Here is a 14,844-nt window from a genome sequence, read left to right on the forward strand (position 1 = left end):
TATGTGCGCGAGTTGCGCGATCGCAGCTACACCGTGGATGAGCTGAACCGCGCGATCGACCGCCTGTGTCGTGAAAATGACATCAATATCGCGTTCAATCAGTTGGAAGTGTATTTGCACAATGAGCAGGGCAAGGAAGTGAAAGAAATTTCCCGTTCGTTGCCGGAAAACCCATCGCTCCTGTAAAGGGGGGCGGGAAATAGCCGGAACAAACGCCTGAAACGTCTGTTCCGGCTTACAACCGCTAGTCGGTTGAGAGATCGCCCTGTCCCTGGGACTTGTGCAGATAATCCTTACGTACAATGTCGAGTGCGGCCAGCACCACCTCGGGTTCAATCTGGTTGGTCTCAAACAACATGATGAGATCCACCGCCAGTTTGACTTCGGGAGCTGCATTTTCCAGTGACATAGTGGGTTCACCTTCCCGTTCGCTCGGAATCAACGTGTAGATATAGCAGATATCACCGCGGGCAACGAGTTTTAGGAACCTTGTTCCCGTCTTTCTATCTGTCGCTCTAAACGCGTGAGCGCCTGTCGACACCGCGCCAGCCGGCCTTCCAGCGCCGCCAACTCTTTCTGTAACCGCTGTTGCTCGTCAAAGGCGGTTTGCTTGAGAAGTAAACTTTCCCGATCCTGAATCATCGCGATCAAACGCCGCTCATAGCCCTGATGCTCCGCCAGCTTGTGGTAAAGATCGGGCGGCGGCGTGGCTGCTGGGCTCTGCTGCCGCATTTTCCAGGTCCCCAGCTCGCGCTGCAGCGCGGTAATCTGAGCCAGCAGTTTCTCGGCCATAAAGGCCACCCGGTCGGTGCGATTCTCGGCGACATATTGTTGCAGATGCTGGTGATTTTGCTTCACTTCGGCCAGATAGTCGCCGAAACGTGTGCCATAACAGCCAAACAGCTGCCGGTCAAAGCGGGAGCGGGCTGTCGTCATCCCTATCACCGGCGCTATCTGCTCGGCCAAGCTGGCGATCTGATGGTCTAGCGCTTGCAGCAGCGTAGAGGTACTCATTCGGTTGCCTCAGTCATCAATAGGTGAAACTCGGAGGCGGGCCGGCGTCAAAGACGGGGCTTGCCGCTATGAAATTTAAAATCGTCATCAGGCGAGACGATCAGCTCGGCCTCGACTTCGGCAAAGAACGCGATCCTGGGTGAAAGATCCCGATCGGCGATCTGCCGGGCCAGCGCAAGATAGTCCTGATAGTGGCGGGCCTCAGACCTCAACAGGGAGAGATAGAATTTCTGTAACTGCGTTTCCAGACACGGGGCCAGTTTAGCAAAACGCTCGCAGGAGCGGGCCTCAATAAATGCGCCGATAATCAGCTTGTCGACCAGCGTATTCGGCTCATGGGTAATGACATGTTGTAACATGCCTTTCGCATAGCGGCTGGCTGGCAGTCGCTGGTAAACGATGCCCAACGACATCATGATTTCCAGCACCTGATGAAAATGGTGCAGTTCTTCTTTTATCAGCAGCACCATTTTATCGATCATATCCTGACCATAATGGCAGCCGGGTCGAATACCTAACTGTTTGGACACCGGGCTTTTTGTTCCCAGTTCAGCGAATTCGCCGCGGTGGTGATAAGCGAAGTTTTCATAGGGCGTGAGCCAGTCCATCAGCTGTCGCTGGCCAGGCTCATCGACGGCGTAGCGCCGCAGGACGTGCGCCGCATTTTGCGCCGCTTTCAGCTCGCACAGCGCGTGGTCGCGTAATATCGTCGGTAGATTATCGGCTTTTTGTGCTCGATAACCCACTCATCAGGCGTTTCCGCCGTCAAGAATTGGTCGATGGGGGTGAGAATAGCGCGATCGAACATGGATTAGGTACAAAGCAACGGTGGATGAAATAGATCGTCATGATACCGACTTTGTCGTCATTTGCGATCCCGCTCCGCGATGGTCAAATCAGCGTGATACCCGTTACTATAAGCGGGCAGCGTTTGGCGGCGTCTAACAGCGGGAGTATTGTGTATGTATCGTGTGACTTTGATCGTGCTGGGATGGCTTGCCGTCGTACTGGCGACGCTAGGCGTCGTACTGCCGCTTTTGCCCACCACGCCGTTTCTGCTGTTGGCCGCCTGGTGTTTTGCCCGATCGTCGCCGCGTTTTCACTACTGGCTGTTGCATCGTTCGTGGTTCGGCGGTTATTTACGGTACTGGCAACAACATCGGGCTTTACCGCCGGGCGTCAAGGTTAAAGCGGTTGTGGTGATCGTCGTCACCTTCGCCGTCTCGATATGGATGGTCCATATTCCGTGGGTCAGGGGAGTATTACTGGCGATCATGGCCTGCCTGCTGATCTTCATGTGGCGTCTGCCGGTGGTTGATCGGGAGCAATAAAAGTAGGCGACCGGATGCAGGGCTGTTGCATTTGTCAGTCAGTTTGACTAGATTTGAGCGTTTTCGTGCGCGCCCCGCCTCTATACCTTTCCCGGCGAAGGGCGCGTGATGGCCGTCAGAGCTACAGCGGGCGTCCGTTATTCACTGAACAGATTGTTTTATCAGGCACAGGATTATGACCGTAACACAGCCAGAATTAATTAAAAACAGTATCAAGAGCGTTCCCGACTACCCAAAGCCGGGCATACTGTTCCGTGACGTCACGAGCCTGTTGGAAAATCCGCAGGCTTACGCGGCCAGCATTTCCCTCCTGGCAGAGCGTTATCGTCATGCTGGCATCACCAAAGTCGTTGGAACCGAAGCGCGTGGCTTTCTGTTCGGTGCGCCGGTGGCGCTGGCGATGAACGTAGGCTTCGTGCCGGTGCGCAAGCCCGGAAAATTGCCGCGTAAAACGTTGAGCGAAAGCTATGAACTGGAATACGGCACCGACACGCTGGAAATCCACGAAGACTCTATTACTGCCGGCGACAAAGTGCTGGTGATCGACGATCTGCTGGCAACCGGCGGAACAGTCGAAGCAACGGTAAAACTGATCCGTCGTTTAGGCGGCGAAGTGACCGATGCTGCCTTTGTCATCAACCTGTTTGACCTCGGTGGTCAGCAGCGCCTGGAAGCCATGGGCGTACAGTGTTTCAGCCTGGTCGACTTCCCCGGTCATTAAGCACAACAGTCTCGCCGATGGCGGCGAGACTGTGTTAGCATCACCACCTCAATAACTCAACTGTTGCGGTATTGATGAGCTATCAGGTTCTTGCCCGTAAGTGGCGCCCTCAAACCTTTGCCGATGTCGTGGGTCAGGAACATGTCCTGACCGCGCTGGCTAATGGTCTTTCGCTAGGCCGAATCCACCATGCCTATCTGTTTTCCGGCACCCGCGGGGTGGGGAAGACCACTATCGCGCGTCTGCTGGCGAAAGGACTGAACTGTGAGGCCGGCATCACGGCAACGCCCTGCGGTAAATGCGAAAACTGCCTTGAGATCGAGCAGGGCCGTTTTGTCGATCTGATCGAGATCGACGCCGCTTCCCGCACTAAGGTCGAAGACACGCGCGACTTGCTGGACAACGTGCAGTACGCTCCGGCACGCGGCCGCTTCAAGGTGTACCTCATTGATGAAGTGCACATGCTTTCCCGGCACAGCTTCAATGCGCTGCTTAAAACGCTGGAAGAGCCGCCGTCGCACGTCAAATTCCTACTGGCTACCACCGATCCCCAAAAGCTCCCGGTCACCATTCTGTCGCGCTGCCTGCAGTTCCATCTCAAAGCGTTGGATGCGGAACAAATTCGCGCCCATCTGCAGCACGTCTTGCAGGAAGAGCAACTGCCCGCCGAGGCGCGTGCATTGCAGTTGCTGGCGCGTGCGGCGGAAGGCAGCCTGCGCGATGCGCTTTCTCTGGCCGACCAGGCTATCGCTATCGGTCAGGGGCAGGTCACGACCGAAACGGTCAGCCAGATGCTGGGAACGCTGGACGACGAACAGCCTCTGGCATTGATAGAGGCGCTGGTGAAAGCCGATAGCGCACAGGTGATGGCCTTGCTGCAACAAGCGGCCGCGCGCGGCGTGGATTGGGAAACGCTGTTGGTGGAAACGCTGACCTTGCTGCATCGTATCGCCATGGTGCAAATGCTGCCTTCGGCGTTGGGCGACGAGTACAGCAGCGTGGCGCCTCGCCTGCGGGATTTGGCGCGCGACGTCCCCCCTGCGGAAGTGCAGCTGTATTACCAGACCCTGCTGATTGGCCGCAAAGAGCTGACCTATGCGCCGGACCCGCGAATGGGCGTTGAAATGACGTTACTGCGCGCGCTGGCGTTTCATCCCCGCCAGGTCATTGAAGCGCCTGCCCCCGTCACCGTCGCGGCGCCGATAGCCGCTCCGCAGATGACGACGAATACGGCCAATACGCCAGTGCAGCCAGCCCCTCAGGCTGCGGCCGCGCCGGCGGACGAGATGTCGCCACCCCCTCAGCAGCCAGCGGAGCCCGCTCAGCCACCCGCGTCCGCTGCGCCATCGACGAGCCATTTACCGGACACGACGGCGCAGCTGTTGCAGGCGCGCAGCCAACTGTTGCAGAAACAGGGAACGCCTCCGCCAAAAAAGTCTGAACCGGCAGCGTCAGGAAGAACGCGGCCGGGGACGTCAGCGCTGGAACGATTGGCTTCAGTGAGCGAACGTGGTCAGCAGCGGATGGCGTCGAAGGCGGAAGAAAAACGTGAACCGAAGAAGCCGGAGGCCTATCGCTGGAAGGCGCAGAATACGGTTCCACAGGAACAAAAAGTGGAAGTCGCGACGCCCAAGGCGCTGCGTTCCGCACTAGAGCATGAGAAGACGCCGGAGCTGGTCGCCCGGTTGGCGGAAGAAGCCAAAACGCGCGATGAGTGGGCGGCTGAAATAGACCATCTGCCGCTGCCGAAATTAGTGCAGCAGTTGGCGCTTAATGCGTTCAGAGAGAGACCGACGGAGAGCGAGATTCATCTGCATCTGCGTCCGTCTCAACGTCATCTGAACACCAGCGCGGCGCAGCAGGCGCTGGCATCGGCGCTATCAGCGTACCACGGGCGTGATATCGCGCTGACGGTCGCTGAAGATGATAATCCGGCGGTTCGGACGCCGCTGGAGTGGCGACAGGCCATTTATGAAGAAAAACTGGCGCAAGCGCGTCAGTCGATCATGACGGATAATAACATTCAGACGCTGCGCCGATTCTTCGACGCGGAGCTGGATGAAGACAGTATCCGACCCGTTTAACTGCTGCTGTAGCAGCCCGAGTGATAGAGAGAACGATATGTTTGGTAAAGGCGGAATAGGCAATCTGATGAAGCAGGCTCAGCAGATGCAGGAAAAAATGCAGCAGGCTCAGGAAGAAATTGCCAATCTGGAAGTCACTGGGGAATCCGGTGCCGGACTGGTTAAAGTCACCATCAACGGCGCGCACAACTGCCGTCGCGTCGAGCTGGATCCTAGCCTGCTCGAAGATGACAAAGACATGCTGGAAGATCTGATCGCAGCTGCGTTCAACGATGCGGCGCGTCGCATTGCGGAAACGCAGAAAGAGAAAATGGCCGCAGTTTCTGGCGGGATGCAGCTGCCGCCGGGCTTCAAGATGCCGTTCTGATGCAAACCAGTCCGCTTCTTGAATCACTGATGGAATCCCTGCGCTGTTTACCCGGCGTAGGGCCCAAATCAGCCCAGCGTATGGCCTTTCACCTGCTGCAGCGCGATCGCAGCGGCGGGATGAAATTGGCGCAGGCGCTGACGCGCGCCATGTCGGAAATCGGCCACTGCGAGGACTGCCGTACCTTTACCGAACAGGACGTCTGCAATATCTGTGCAAACGCCCGTCGTCAGGAAAACGGTCTGATCTGCGTCGTGGAAAGTCCGGCTGATATTCATGCCGTTGAGCAAACCGGCCAGTTCGCCGGCCGCTACTTTGTCTTGATGGGACACCTTTCGCCGCTGGACGGCATTGGTCCGGATGATATCGGCCTGGGTCGACTGGAGGAACGCCTGGAAACGGAGAACATCAGTGAGGTGATTCTGGCGACCAATCCGACGGTAGAAGGCGACGCTACGGCGAACTACATCGCCGAGCTGTGCGCCGAGCATGGCGTGATGGCAAGCCGTATCGCCCACGGTGTGCCGGTAGGCGGCGAGTTGGAAATGGTGGACGGCACGACGCTGTCGCATTCGCTGGCGGGACGCCACCCCTTCAAGTTCTGACTGTCTGACTGCCGAAAATATCGGCAGTCGCACGCCATTCCGCCTTTTTCGCTGCTGAACGCCACCATTGCCCCTTGAAATCCCCCTGTCTGACCCCACCTGTTGCTTATCTGAGAATAAATCAGCCTGAATAAAACACGTTTTGAGGTGAGTCATAATGAGTATGAAAGGCCAAGAGACCCGCGGCTTCCAGTCTGAAGTGAAGCAATTACTGCACCTGATGATCCATTCACTGTATTCCAACAAGGAAGTGTTCCTGCGTGAATTGATCTCTAATGCGTCAGATGCGGCGGATAAACTGCGTTTTCGCGCGTTGTCCACCCCCGATCTGTATGAAGGCGACGGCGACCTGCGTGTACGCGTGTCCACCGATAAAGAAAAACGCACGTTGACCATCTCCGATAACGGTATCGGGATGTCGCGTGAAGACGTTATCGAGAATCTGGGTACTATCGCCAAATCCGGCACCAAAGCGTTTCTGGAATCGCTCGGTTCCGATCAGGCGAAAGACAGCCAGCTGATCGGCCAGTTTGGCGTGGGCTTTTACTCCGCGTTCATCGTCGCTGACAAAGTCACCGTTCGTACCCGTGCCGCGGGCGCCAGCGCCGATCAGGCGTCTTCTGGGAATCTGCGGGTGAAGGCGACTACACCATCGCCGATATCGACAAGCCGGAACGTGGTACTGAAATTACGTTGCACCTGCGTGAAGGCGAAGACGAGTTCCTCGATACCTGGCGCGTACGCTCCACCATCAGCAAATATTCTGACCACATCGCTCTGCCGGTAGAAATTCAAACTGAAACTGAAAGCGAAGAAGAGGGCGGGGAAAAAACCGTCACCTGGGAAAAAATCAACAAGGCTCAGGCGCTGTGGACGCGTAATAAATCCGATATCAGCGACGAAGAGTATGTGGAGTTTTACAAACACATTTCTCACGACTTCGCCGATCCGCTGACCTGGAGCCACAACCGTGTGGAAGGAAAGCAGGAGTACACCAGCCTGCTGTATATCCCTTCTCAGGCACCGTGGGACATGTGGAACCGCGATCATAAACATGGCCTGAAACTCTATGTTCAGCGTGTTTTCATCATGGATGACGCAGAACAGTTTATGCCGAACTACCTGCGTTTCGTGCGTGGTCTCATCGACTCCAACGATCTGCCGCTGAACGTATCGCGTGAAATCCTGCAGGACAATCGCGTCACTCAAAGCCTGCGTACCGCGCTGACCAAACGCGTGCTGCAAATGCTGGAACACCTGGCGAAAAGCGACAGTGAAAAATATCAGACAGTGTGGCAGCAGTTCGGTCAGGTCCTGAAAGAAGGTCCGGCGGAAGACGGCGGCAACCGCGAAACGATCGCTAAACTGCTGCGCTTTGCTTCTACCCATACCGACAGCGCGGCGCAGACCGTCTCGCTGGAAGACTATGTCAGCCGTATGGTGGAAGGTCAGGACAAGATCTATTACATCACCGCCGACAGCTATGCCGCCGCGAAGAGCAGTCCGCATCTGGAGCTGTTCCGTAAGAAAGGCATCGAGGTGCTGCTGCTGTCCGATCGCATCGACGAGTGGATGATGAGCTACCTGACCGAGTTCGACGGTAAATCCTTCCAGTCCGTCAGCAAGGCTGACGAAGCGCTGGATAAGCTGGCCGATGAAGCTGACGAAAGCCAGAAGGAAGCGGAAAAAGCGCTGGAGCCGTTTGTCGATCGCGTGAAAACCCTGCTGGGCGATCGCGTGAAAGAGGTGCGTCTGACGCATCGTCTGACCGATACTCCGGCTATCGTCACCACCGGTGCTGACGAAATGGGAACGCAGATGGCGAAGCTGTTTGCCGCCGCTGGCCAGCAGGCTCCGGAAGTGAAATACATCTTCGAACTGAACCCGGACCATGCGCTGGTTAAACGCGCCTCTGACACCACCGACGACGCTCAGTTCGGCGAGTGGGTCGAGCTGCTGCTGGATCAGGCGCTGTTCGCCGAACGCGGCACGCTGGAAGATCCTAACCAGTTCATCCGTCGCATGAACCAACTGCTGACGGCATAATTTTTCTTCTTTCCCGCCCCGGTTCTCCGGGGCTTTTTTTTGCAGGCGCAACCTCCATTTATTTCCGATCGGATGTCGGCTGAACCGAGCCCGTTCCTTGAGGATGGCGGTACGGAATGGTATGGTTTAGCGTTTTTTCAATTTTGTTTAAATTTTCGAGGGGATCTACGCGATGCGTATTATTCTGCTGGGCGCTCCGGGCGCAGGCAAAGGCACTCAGGCTCAGTTCATCATGGAAAAGTATGGCATTCCGCAGATTTCCACGGGTGACATGCTGCGCGCTGCGGTGAAAGCCGGCAGCGAACTGGGTAAACAGGCAAAAGAGATCATGGATGCGGGCAAATTGGTGACTGACGAGCTGGTCATTGCCCTGGTCAAAGAACGCATCGCTCAGGACGATTGCCGCAACGGTTTCCTGCTGGACGGATTCCCGCGCACCATCCCTCAGGCCGATGCCATGAAAGACGCCGGCATCAACGTTGACTACGTGCTGGAATTCGCCGTACCGGACGAGCTGATCGTCGAACGCATCGTCGGCCGTCGCGTACACGCGGCGTCAGGCCGTGTTTACCACGTTAAATTCAACCCGCCGCAGGTGGAAGGCAAAGACGACGTCACCGGTGAAGCTCTGACTATCCGTAAAGATGATCAGGAAGAGACGGTACGTAAACGTCTGGTCGAGTACCATCAGCAGACGGCTCCGCTGGTCAGCTATTACCAGAAAGAAGCCGATGCCGGTCACACTCAGTACCACAAACTGAACGGCACCCGCAGCGTCAGCGACATTAGCGCGGAGCTGGCCCGCATTCTGGGCTAAGCGATAGTGCCTGCAAAGGCGAGCGCGCAAAAAGCACCATGCCAGACTGTGTCTGGCATTTTTTATGCCTGGCGTTCGGCGCGATCTCGCTGGCTGCGGCGGTGGTTTCGTCGGCATTGCTTCCGGCGATTGCTGATATCGGCACTAACCTCGCTATCGTCCCCGACTCAGGCCGGTTTTTAGCTACAATAAGCGCCTGATCCAGAGTGAATGGCGGAACTGTAGCCCGCTGTCGGAATGAGGAATGCATCAATGAAAGAAGAAAAACACGGTGTGCTGTTGGTCAATCTGGGCACGCCTGATGCGCCCACCCCGCAGGCGGTGAAGCGTTATCTGGCCGAGTTTCTCAGCGACAGGCGCGTTGTGGATGTGAACCCGTTACTGTGGGCGTTAATCCTGCGCGGCGCTATTCTGCCGTTCCGTTCACCGCGTGTAGCCAAGTTATATCAGTCTGTATGGATGGATGGGGGCTCCCCGTTATTGGTCTTCAGCCGCCGTCAGGAAAAAGCGTTGGCTGAACGTCTGTCTGGCACGCCGGTGGCGCTGGGGATGAGTTATGGCTCTCCCAGCCTGCGTTCCGCATTGGAAAGCCTGATGGCGCAGGGGGTGACGTCTCTGACCGTCCTGCCGTTGTATCCGCAATACTCCTGCTCCACGACGGCTGCGGTGTGGGATGGTCTTGCAAACCTTATGAAATCCACTCGCCGGATGCCGGGCATCCGCTTTATCCGCGACTACGCTGAACATCCCGCTTATATCGCGGCGCTGAAACATAGCGTGGAGGCCTCGTTTGCTGAGCATGGCGTGCCTGAACGGCTGGTGATGTCATTCCACGGGATTCCTCAGCGCTATGCTAATGAGGGCGATGACTATCCGCTACGCTGTGCCGCCACGACGGCGGCGCTGACGGCGGCATTGGGCCTACCTCAGGATCAGGTGATGATGACCTTCCAGTCACGTTTCGGACGTGAGCCTTGGCTGACGCCGTATACGGATGAAACCATGCAGGCATTGGGCGCTCAGGGCGTGAAGGATATTCAAATCATGTGCCCCGGATTCGCCTCCGACTGTCTGGAGACGCTGGAGGAGATTCAGGAAGAAAACCGGGAAATCTTCCTGCATGCGGGGGGAGAGCGGTTTAACTATGTTCCTGCGCTGAACGACGACCCGCTGCATATCGATCTGTTTGAACAGCTAGTCACCGCTCCCTAAGGCGATCGAAGGCGTGAGAGACGCTTTCCTGCGATAGACATAAAAATGCCAGACTGAGTCTGGCATTTTTTTATCTGCGTCAGCGCGGGGACCGCGCCGGAATCCGGTCCGTTAAATCGGACACTCCCTCGTCGGCATATCGGGGGTGATGTTCAGCATGGTAATCATGGTATCCGCGATTTCCCTTTCGCCCATCACGACATGATCGGCGCCGTGTTCGGCGATATAGCTCACCTCATCGTCGTAGTGCGCGCGCGCGATGATTTCGAGATCGGGACGCCGGGCGCGGGCGGTGGCGACGATTTCACCGGCCTCGTAGCCGTTCGGGATCGTGAGCAGCAGCCAGCGAGCGCAATCGAGGCGGGCGATATCCATAATTTCCGGCTTGGTCGCATTGCCCAATACCGCTTTGATGCCCTGTTCACGCAGCGCATCGACGCGCGCGCGGGAGGTTTCAATCACTACCATCGGTATGCCGGACTCATGCAGCTGAGCGCCAATCAGGCTGCCGACGCGGCCATAGCCCACCAGACAGGCGTGGTCGCATAGATCCACTGGGATCTGTTTTTCTTCCTCGATAGCCTCTTCCACGATCTGCTCTTCAATGGTTTCGTTCTTAGCCAGATAACGCTCCAGCAGCGAGAACAACAGCGGGTTGAGCATAATCGACAGAATCGACCCGGCCAGCACCAGATGGCGGCCATCTTCGGTCAGAAGACCGAGGTAAATCCCCAGACCGGCCAGAATAAAAGCGAATTCGCCGATCTGGGCCAGACTGACGGAAATGGTCAGCGCCGTGCGTTTCGAATGACCGAACAGTCTGACGATGGCGAAGGCCGCCAGCGATTTGCCGAAGACGACGATCAGCAGCGTACACAGGACGGCCAGCGGCTCGTTGATCAGAATCATCGGGTCGAATAGCATGCCGACCGAGACGAAGAACAGCACGGCGAAAGCATCCCGCAGGGGAAGGGTATCGTGGGCGGCGCGCTGACTGAGTTCGGATTCGTTCAGGACGACGCCGGCGAAGAATGCGCCCAGCGCAAACGAAACATCGAACAGCTTGACCGCGCCGAAGGCGATACCGAGCGCCATGGCGAGTACGGCCAGCGTGAACAGCTCGCGAGAGCCGGTGCTGGCGCTTTTGGCCAGCACCCACGGGACCAGACGACGGCCGACGACCACCATCAGGGTAATGAAGGCGACGACTTTACCCAGCGTGAAAGCCAGATCCTTGAGCAGCTTGCTGGTATTGGCCGTTTCCGAACCCAGCATATCGCTGAAGGCCGGCAGCAGTACCAGCGTCAGGACCATCGCCAGGTCTTCTACTATCAGCCAACCGATGGCAATCTGTCCTCGCTGACTGTCGATAAGCTGGCGTTCTTCGAGCGCTCTCAGCAGCACGACGGTGCTGGCGGTGGACAGACACAGCCCGAACACCAGCCCGCTTTGCAGGCTCCAGCCCAGCAGCGAAGAAAGCCCCAGTCCGAGTAGCGTCGCGACGACGATCTGGACGATAGCGCCGGGGATGGCGATCGATTTGACGGCCATCAGATCACGTAAGGAGAAGTGCAGGCCGACGCCGAACATCAACAGAATCACGCCCAGCTCGGCGATTTCCGGCGCCAGCTTGGTATCCGCGACGAACCCGGGTGTGAATGGACCCAGCAGAACGCCCGCCAGCAGGTAGCCGACCAGAGGTGAAATTCGCAGGCGATGCGCCAAAATACCCAAAAGAAAGGCAAGGACCAGTCCTGCGGCCATTGTGGAGATTAACGGGGTGGTATCATGCATTCCGACTCCTTTGCGAGGGTAAAGTGAGTGAGCGGATGTTCCTGAGCCTTGCATTGTCCGGGCTGGAGCCTGCGACCCTTGAACCCTGGCGGCCCTGATTATCGTGGGCTCTGCCTCTATACTTATGCGCTTGTATGACAAACAGATAAATCAATTTATATAAATAAAGCCAGAGTGGGGCAACGGAATTTTTGTAGAAATGCTGGGCCCCGACAGCTTATGAAGTGGGATGTGCCTTTTTTTATGATAATTAGATTTTATAGTTGATATAAAAGAATAAAAATCACGATAAAAAGCATAAATGTCGGCTTTCCGGCTGAGTGGTGCGGTTATCAGCCTGGTTATATTTGCCTGATGTATCTACTATGCCACAAAATAGTCACTTATGGGGGGAGACGAAGAAAATTTCATCTAAAACGTCTTTTTTGCAAAATACATATTCGACAGGTGTCATTTTCGCTACGTCTCACCACTGACATCAACCGGTGCTATAACGGTTTTCTCTTGGCCAATGACAAAGGTCAAAAGCTAAAAGTTAACTTATGTTAATGTAATGCGCGCTTTTTGGCAGTAAATAACGTCTAAAAGGCGATAAATACACTTTTGTTATAAGTATTTTTAATATTTAAATTGTGGAGATTTGCCATGGATTTTTCTAAGAAGGCACTGGGCTGTGCGATTGCACTGACGTTGGCGCTGACATCGACTTTTGCGCAGGCATGGGAAAAAGATAAAACCTACAACATCACTATCCTGCATACCAACGATCATCATGGACGTTTCTGGCAAAACGATGCCGGGGAATACGGCTTGGCCGCGCAAAAAACGGCGGTGGACGCTATCCGCCGTGAAGTGCAGCGGAAAGGCGGTAGCCTGTTGTTATTGTCTGGCGGCGATATCAACACCGGCGTGCCGGAGTCCGACCTGCAAGACGCCGAGCCGGATTTTCGCGGGATGAATCTGGTGGGTTACGATGCGATGGCTATCGGTAACCATGAATTCGATAATCCGCTGTCCGTCCTGCGCCAGCAGGAGAAATGGGCAAACTTCCCGCTGCTTTCCGCCAACATCTATCAGAAAAGCACCCAGCAGCGTCTGTTTACACCCTATCGCCTGTTCGACAAACAAGGTGTGAAAATCGCGGTTATCGGCCTGACTACCGACGATACCGCTAAAATCGGTAATCCGGCGTTCTTTACTGACATGGAATTCCACAAACCGGCTCAGGAAGCCAAGCAACTGGTGGAAGAACTGCGCAGCCGTGAGAAACCCGATGTCATCATCGCCGCCACGCATATGGGCCACTATGACAACGGCGATCACGGCAACAACGCGCCGGGCGACGTGGAAATGGCGCGCAGCCTGCCGGCCGGTTATCTGGATATGATTGTCGGCGGACACTCACAGAATCCTGTCTGTATGGCGAGCCGAAACAAGAAGAACTGGGATTATGTGCCGGGCACTTCTTGCACGCCGGATCGTCAGAATGGCGTATGGATCGTGCAGGCGCATGAGTGGGGGAAATATGTGGGTCGCGCGGATTTCACGTTCCGCAACGGTAAACTGACGCTGAAACATTATCACCTGATCCCGATCAACCTGAAAAAGAGCGTGACGCAAGAAGACGGTACGGCCCAAAGCGAGTACTACACGCAGGAAATCAAGCAAAGCCCTGAAATGCTGCAGCTGTTGACGCCGTTTCAGGAAAAAGGTCATGCCCAGCTAGGCGTGAAAGTCGGCAGTACGCTGGGACGCCTGGAAGGCGATCGCAGTAAAGTGCGCTTCGAACAGACCGATCTGGCTCATGTTGTGCTGTCCGGCTGGTGGATCGTACCAGCGCGGATTTCGCGGTGATGAGCGGCGGCGGCGTGCGTGACTCTATTGAAGCGGGCGATATTACCTATAAATCGATTTTGCAGGTGCAGCCATTCGGCAACACGGTGGTGTATGTCGAAATGAAAGGCAGCGACGTTGAGCAGTATCTGGCGACGGTCGCGAACTTCAAGGTCGATGCCGGCGCTTACGCCCAGTTCCTTAACGTGAGCCTGGAAGCCGATGGCACCGGCGTGAAAAACGTCAAGATCAAAGGCGAGCCGCTGCAAGCGGACAAGCTCTACCGTATGGCGACGCTGAGCTTTAATGCAGACGGCGGAGACGGTTATCCGGTCATCAGCAAGCGCTCGGATTTCGTGAATACTGGCTTTGTCGACGCTGAAGTGCTCAAGGAGTATATCGCTCAGCATTCACCGTTGAATCCGGCAGACTATGCGCCGAAAGGCGAGATCGTTTATCACTAAGTTGGTGATGCGATGAACGACGGGCGACGTGGGTGAAAACCGGCGTCGCCCGTTTTGTTATGCGCTTTACGCGCGTCAGTCGCGCTTGGCGATATCGGCAAAGCCTGCGCTGAGCAGCGAGGCCAAATCGGAGGCGGCCAGTTCAATGTCCAGCCCGCGTTTGCCGCCGGAAATAAATATGGTGTCGAACGGCTCTGCGGCGATGTCGATGGCCGTCGGCAGGCGCTTTTTCTGCCCGAGCGGGCTGATGCCGCCAACCAGATAGCCGGTCACGCGCTGGGCCAGCTGCGGATCGGCCATGTCCGCCTTTTTGGCGCCGAACGCCTTAGCGACTTTTTTCAGATCCAGTTGTCCCGCCACCGGCGTCACGGCAACGGCCAGATTTTTAGCGTCGCCGTTGAGCGCCACCAACAATGTTTTGTATATCTGCTGCTTATCGACCCCAAGTTTACGCGCAGCTTCTTCGCCGAAATGGGTTTCATCGGCGTCGTGATGATAGTTGTGCAGAGTGAAGTTGATCTTGTGCTTTTCAAGCAGCTTGACTGCGGGTGTCATG

12 protein-coding genes, 3 pseudogenes and 1 other annotated feature are annotated in these 14,844 nt (G+C 56.2%); of the genes and pseudogenes, 10 read left to right on the forward strand and 5 right to left on the reverse strand.

Annotated features, from left to right (window positions below):
- A partial coding sequence (locus tag AU509_RS02930; RefSeq protein ID WP_139824008.1) for a hypothetical protein occupies positions 1–186 on the forward strand: 186 nt, incomplete at its 5' end.
- Between the two features lie 58 nt (positions 187–244).
- On the opposite strand, the gene rsmS is transcribed toward AU509_RS02930, so the two are convergent.
- From rsmS to miaE, 3 genes and pseudogenes are all read right to left on the reverse strand, one after another.
- A complete protein-coding gene (rsmS, locus tag AU509_RS02935; RefSeq protein WP_085652956.1) occupies positions 245–409 on the reverse strand; it encodes a pleiotropic regulatory protein RsmS in 165 nt (54 codons plus the stop codon).
- Positions 410–480: 71 nt separating this feature from the next.
- Complete coding sequence (gene priC, locus AU509_RS02940) at positions 481–1,014, reverse strand: primosomal replication protein PriC (protein WP_085652957.1); 534 nt, start codon at positions 1,012–1,014, stop codon at positions 481–483.
- Positions 1,015–1,061: 47 nt separating this feature from the next.
- Positions 1,062–1,822: pseudogene (miaE, locus tag AU509_RS02945) on the reverse strand (tRNA isopentenyl-2-thiomethyl-A-37 hydroxylase MiaE).
- 154 nt (positions 1,823–1,976) lie between these two features.
- On the opposite strand from miaE, the gene AU509_RS02950 reads away from it, so the two are divergent.
- From AU509_RS02950 to hemH, 8 genes and pseudogenes are all read left to right on the forward strand, one after another.
- Positions 1,977–2,345, forward strand: coding sequence for a DUF454 family protein (locus tag AU509_RS02950; RefSeq protein ID WP_094117618.1), 369 nt, complete (start codon positions 1,977–1,979; stop codon positions 2,343–2,345).
- 175 nt (positions 2,346–2,520) lie between these two features.
- Positions 2,521–3,066, forward strand: coding sequence for an adenine phosphoribosyltransferase (apt, locus tag AU509_RS02955; protein ID WP_026738858.1), 546 nt, complete (start codon positions 2,521–2,523; stop codon positions 3,064–3,066).
- 74 nt (positions 3,067–3,140) lie between these two features.
- Entirely contained in the window at positions 3,141–5,150 is a 2,010-nt protein-coding gene (gene dnaX / locus AU509_RS02960) for a DNA polymerase III subunit gamma/tau (RefSeq protein ID WP_094117619.1), read from the forward strand.
- Positions 4,477–4,541 (forward strand) — a sequence feature (DnaX frameshifting element). It overlaps the preceding gene by 65 nt.
- A 37-nt stretch (positions 5,151–5,187) precedes the next feature.
- On the forward strand, positions 5,188–5,517 hold the full coding sequence (locus AU509_RS02965) for a YbaB/EbfC family nucleoid-associated protein (protein ID WP_085652961.1): 330 nt from the start codon (positions 5,188–5,190) through the stop codon (positions 5,515–5,517).
- The gene (gene recR, locus AU509_RS02970; RefSeq protein ID WP_085652962.1) at positions 5,517–6,122 is read left to right on the forward strand and encodes a recombination mediator RecR; all 606 of its coding nucleotides are present in this window, start codon (positions 5,517–5,519) and stop codon (positions 6,120–6,122) included. Before AU509_RS02965 ends, recR begins: the two co-directional genes overlap by 1 nt.
- Before the next feature lie 163 nt (positions 6,123–6,285).
- Positions 6,286–8,168: pseudogene (htpG, locus tag AU509_RS02975) on the forward strand (molecular chaperone HtpG).
- A gap of 172 nt (positions 8,169–8,340) precedes the next feature.
- Positions 8,341–8,985 carry an adenylate kinase gene (gene adk, locus AU509_RS02980; protein ID WP_094117620.1) on the forward strand — a complete coding sequence of 215 codons (645 nt, stop codon included), beginning with the start codon at positions 8,341–8,343 and terminating at the stop codon, positions 8,983–8,985.
- A gap of 252 nt (positions 8,986–9,237) precedes the next feature.
- Complete coding sequence (gene hemH / locus AU509_RS02985; protein WP_094117621.1) at positions 9,238–10,197, forward strand: ferrochelatase; 960 nt, start codon at positions 9,238–9,240, stop codon at positions 10,195–10,197.
- A gap of 111 nt (positions 10,198–10,308) precedes the next feature.
- Here hemH and ybaL read toward each other — a convergent pair whose 3' ends face one another.
- Positions 10,309–11,991, reverse strand: a complete 1,683-nt coding sequence (gene ybaL, locus AU509_RS02990) for a YbaL family putative K(+) efflux transporter (protein WP_085652966.1) — start codon at positions 11,989–11,991, stop codon at positions 10,309–10,311.
- A 645-nt stretch (positions 11,992–12,636) separates the two neighbouring features.
- Between ybaL and ushA the strand changes: the two are divergent.
- A pseudogene (ushA, locus tag AU509_RS02995) lies at positions 12,637–14,288 on the forward strand (bifunctional UDP-sugar hydrolase/5'-nucleotidase UshA).
- Positions 14,289–14,363: 75 nt separating this feature from the next.
- Here the strand turns inward: ushA and ybaK are convergent.
- Positions 14,364–14,843, reverse strand: a complete 480-nt coding sequence (gene ybaK / locus AU509_RS03000) for a Cys-tRNA(Pro)/Cys-tRNA(Cys) deacylase YbaK (RefSeq protein ID WP_085652968.1) — start codon at positions 14,841–14,843, stop codon at positions 14,364–14,366.
- Between the last annotated feature and the right edge of the window lies 1 nt (position 14,844).

Source organism: Lonsdalea britannica, assembly GCF_002111595.1.
In the GTDB taxonomy this organism is placed as follows: domain Bacteria; phylum Pseudomonadota; class Gammaproteobacteria; order Enterobacterales; family Enterobacteriaceae; genus Lonsdalea; species Lonsdalea britannica.

Excerpts from the sequence above, each read along its gene's own strand:
- rsmS (WP_085652956.1), bottom strand. The coding sequence starts at position 409 with ATGTCACTGGAAAATGCAGCTCCCGAAGTCAAACTGGCGGTGGATCTC.
- priC (WP_085652957.1), bottom strand. The coding sequence starts at position 1,014 with ATGAGTACCTCTACGCTGCTGCAAGCGCTAGACCATCAGATCGCCAGC.
- AU509_RS02950 (WP_094117618.1), top strand. The coding sequence starts at position 1,977 with ATGTATCGTGTGACTTTGATCGTGCTGGGATGGCTTGCCGTCGTACTG.
- apt (WP_026738858.1), top strand. The coding sequence starts at position 2,521 with ATGACCGTAACACAGCCAGAATTAATTAAAAACAGTATCAAGAGCGTT.
- dnaX (WP_094117619.1), top strand. The coding sequence starts at position 3,141 with ATGAGCTATCAGGTTCTTGCCCGTAAGTGGCGCCCTCAAACCTTTGCC.
- AU509_RS02965 (WP_085652961.1), top strand. The coding sequence starts at position 5,188 with ATGTTTGGTAAAGGCGGAATAGGCAATCTGATGAAGCAGGCTCAGCAG.
- recR (WP_085652962.1), top strand. The coding sequence starts at position 5,517 with ATGCAAACCAGTCCGCTTCTTGAATCACTGATGGAATCCCTGCGCTGT.
- adk (WP_094117620.1), top strand. The coding sequence starts at position 8,341 with ATGCGTATTATTCTGCTGGGCGCTCCGGGCGCAGGCAAAGGCACTCAG.
- hemH (WP_094117621.1), top strand. The coding sequence starts at position 9,238 with ATGAAAGAAGAAAAACACGGTGTGCTGTTGGTCAATCTGGGCACGCCT.
- ybaL (WP_085652966.1), bottom strand. The coding sequence starts at position 11,991 with ATGCATGATACCACCCCGTTAATCTCCACAATGGCCGCAGGACTGGTC.
- ybaK (WP_085652968.1), bottom strand. The coding sequence starts at position 14,843 with ATGACACCCGCAGTCAAGCTGCTTGAAAAGCACAAGATCAACTTCACT.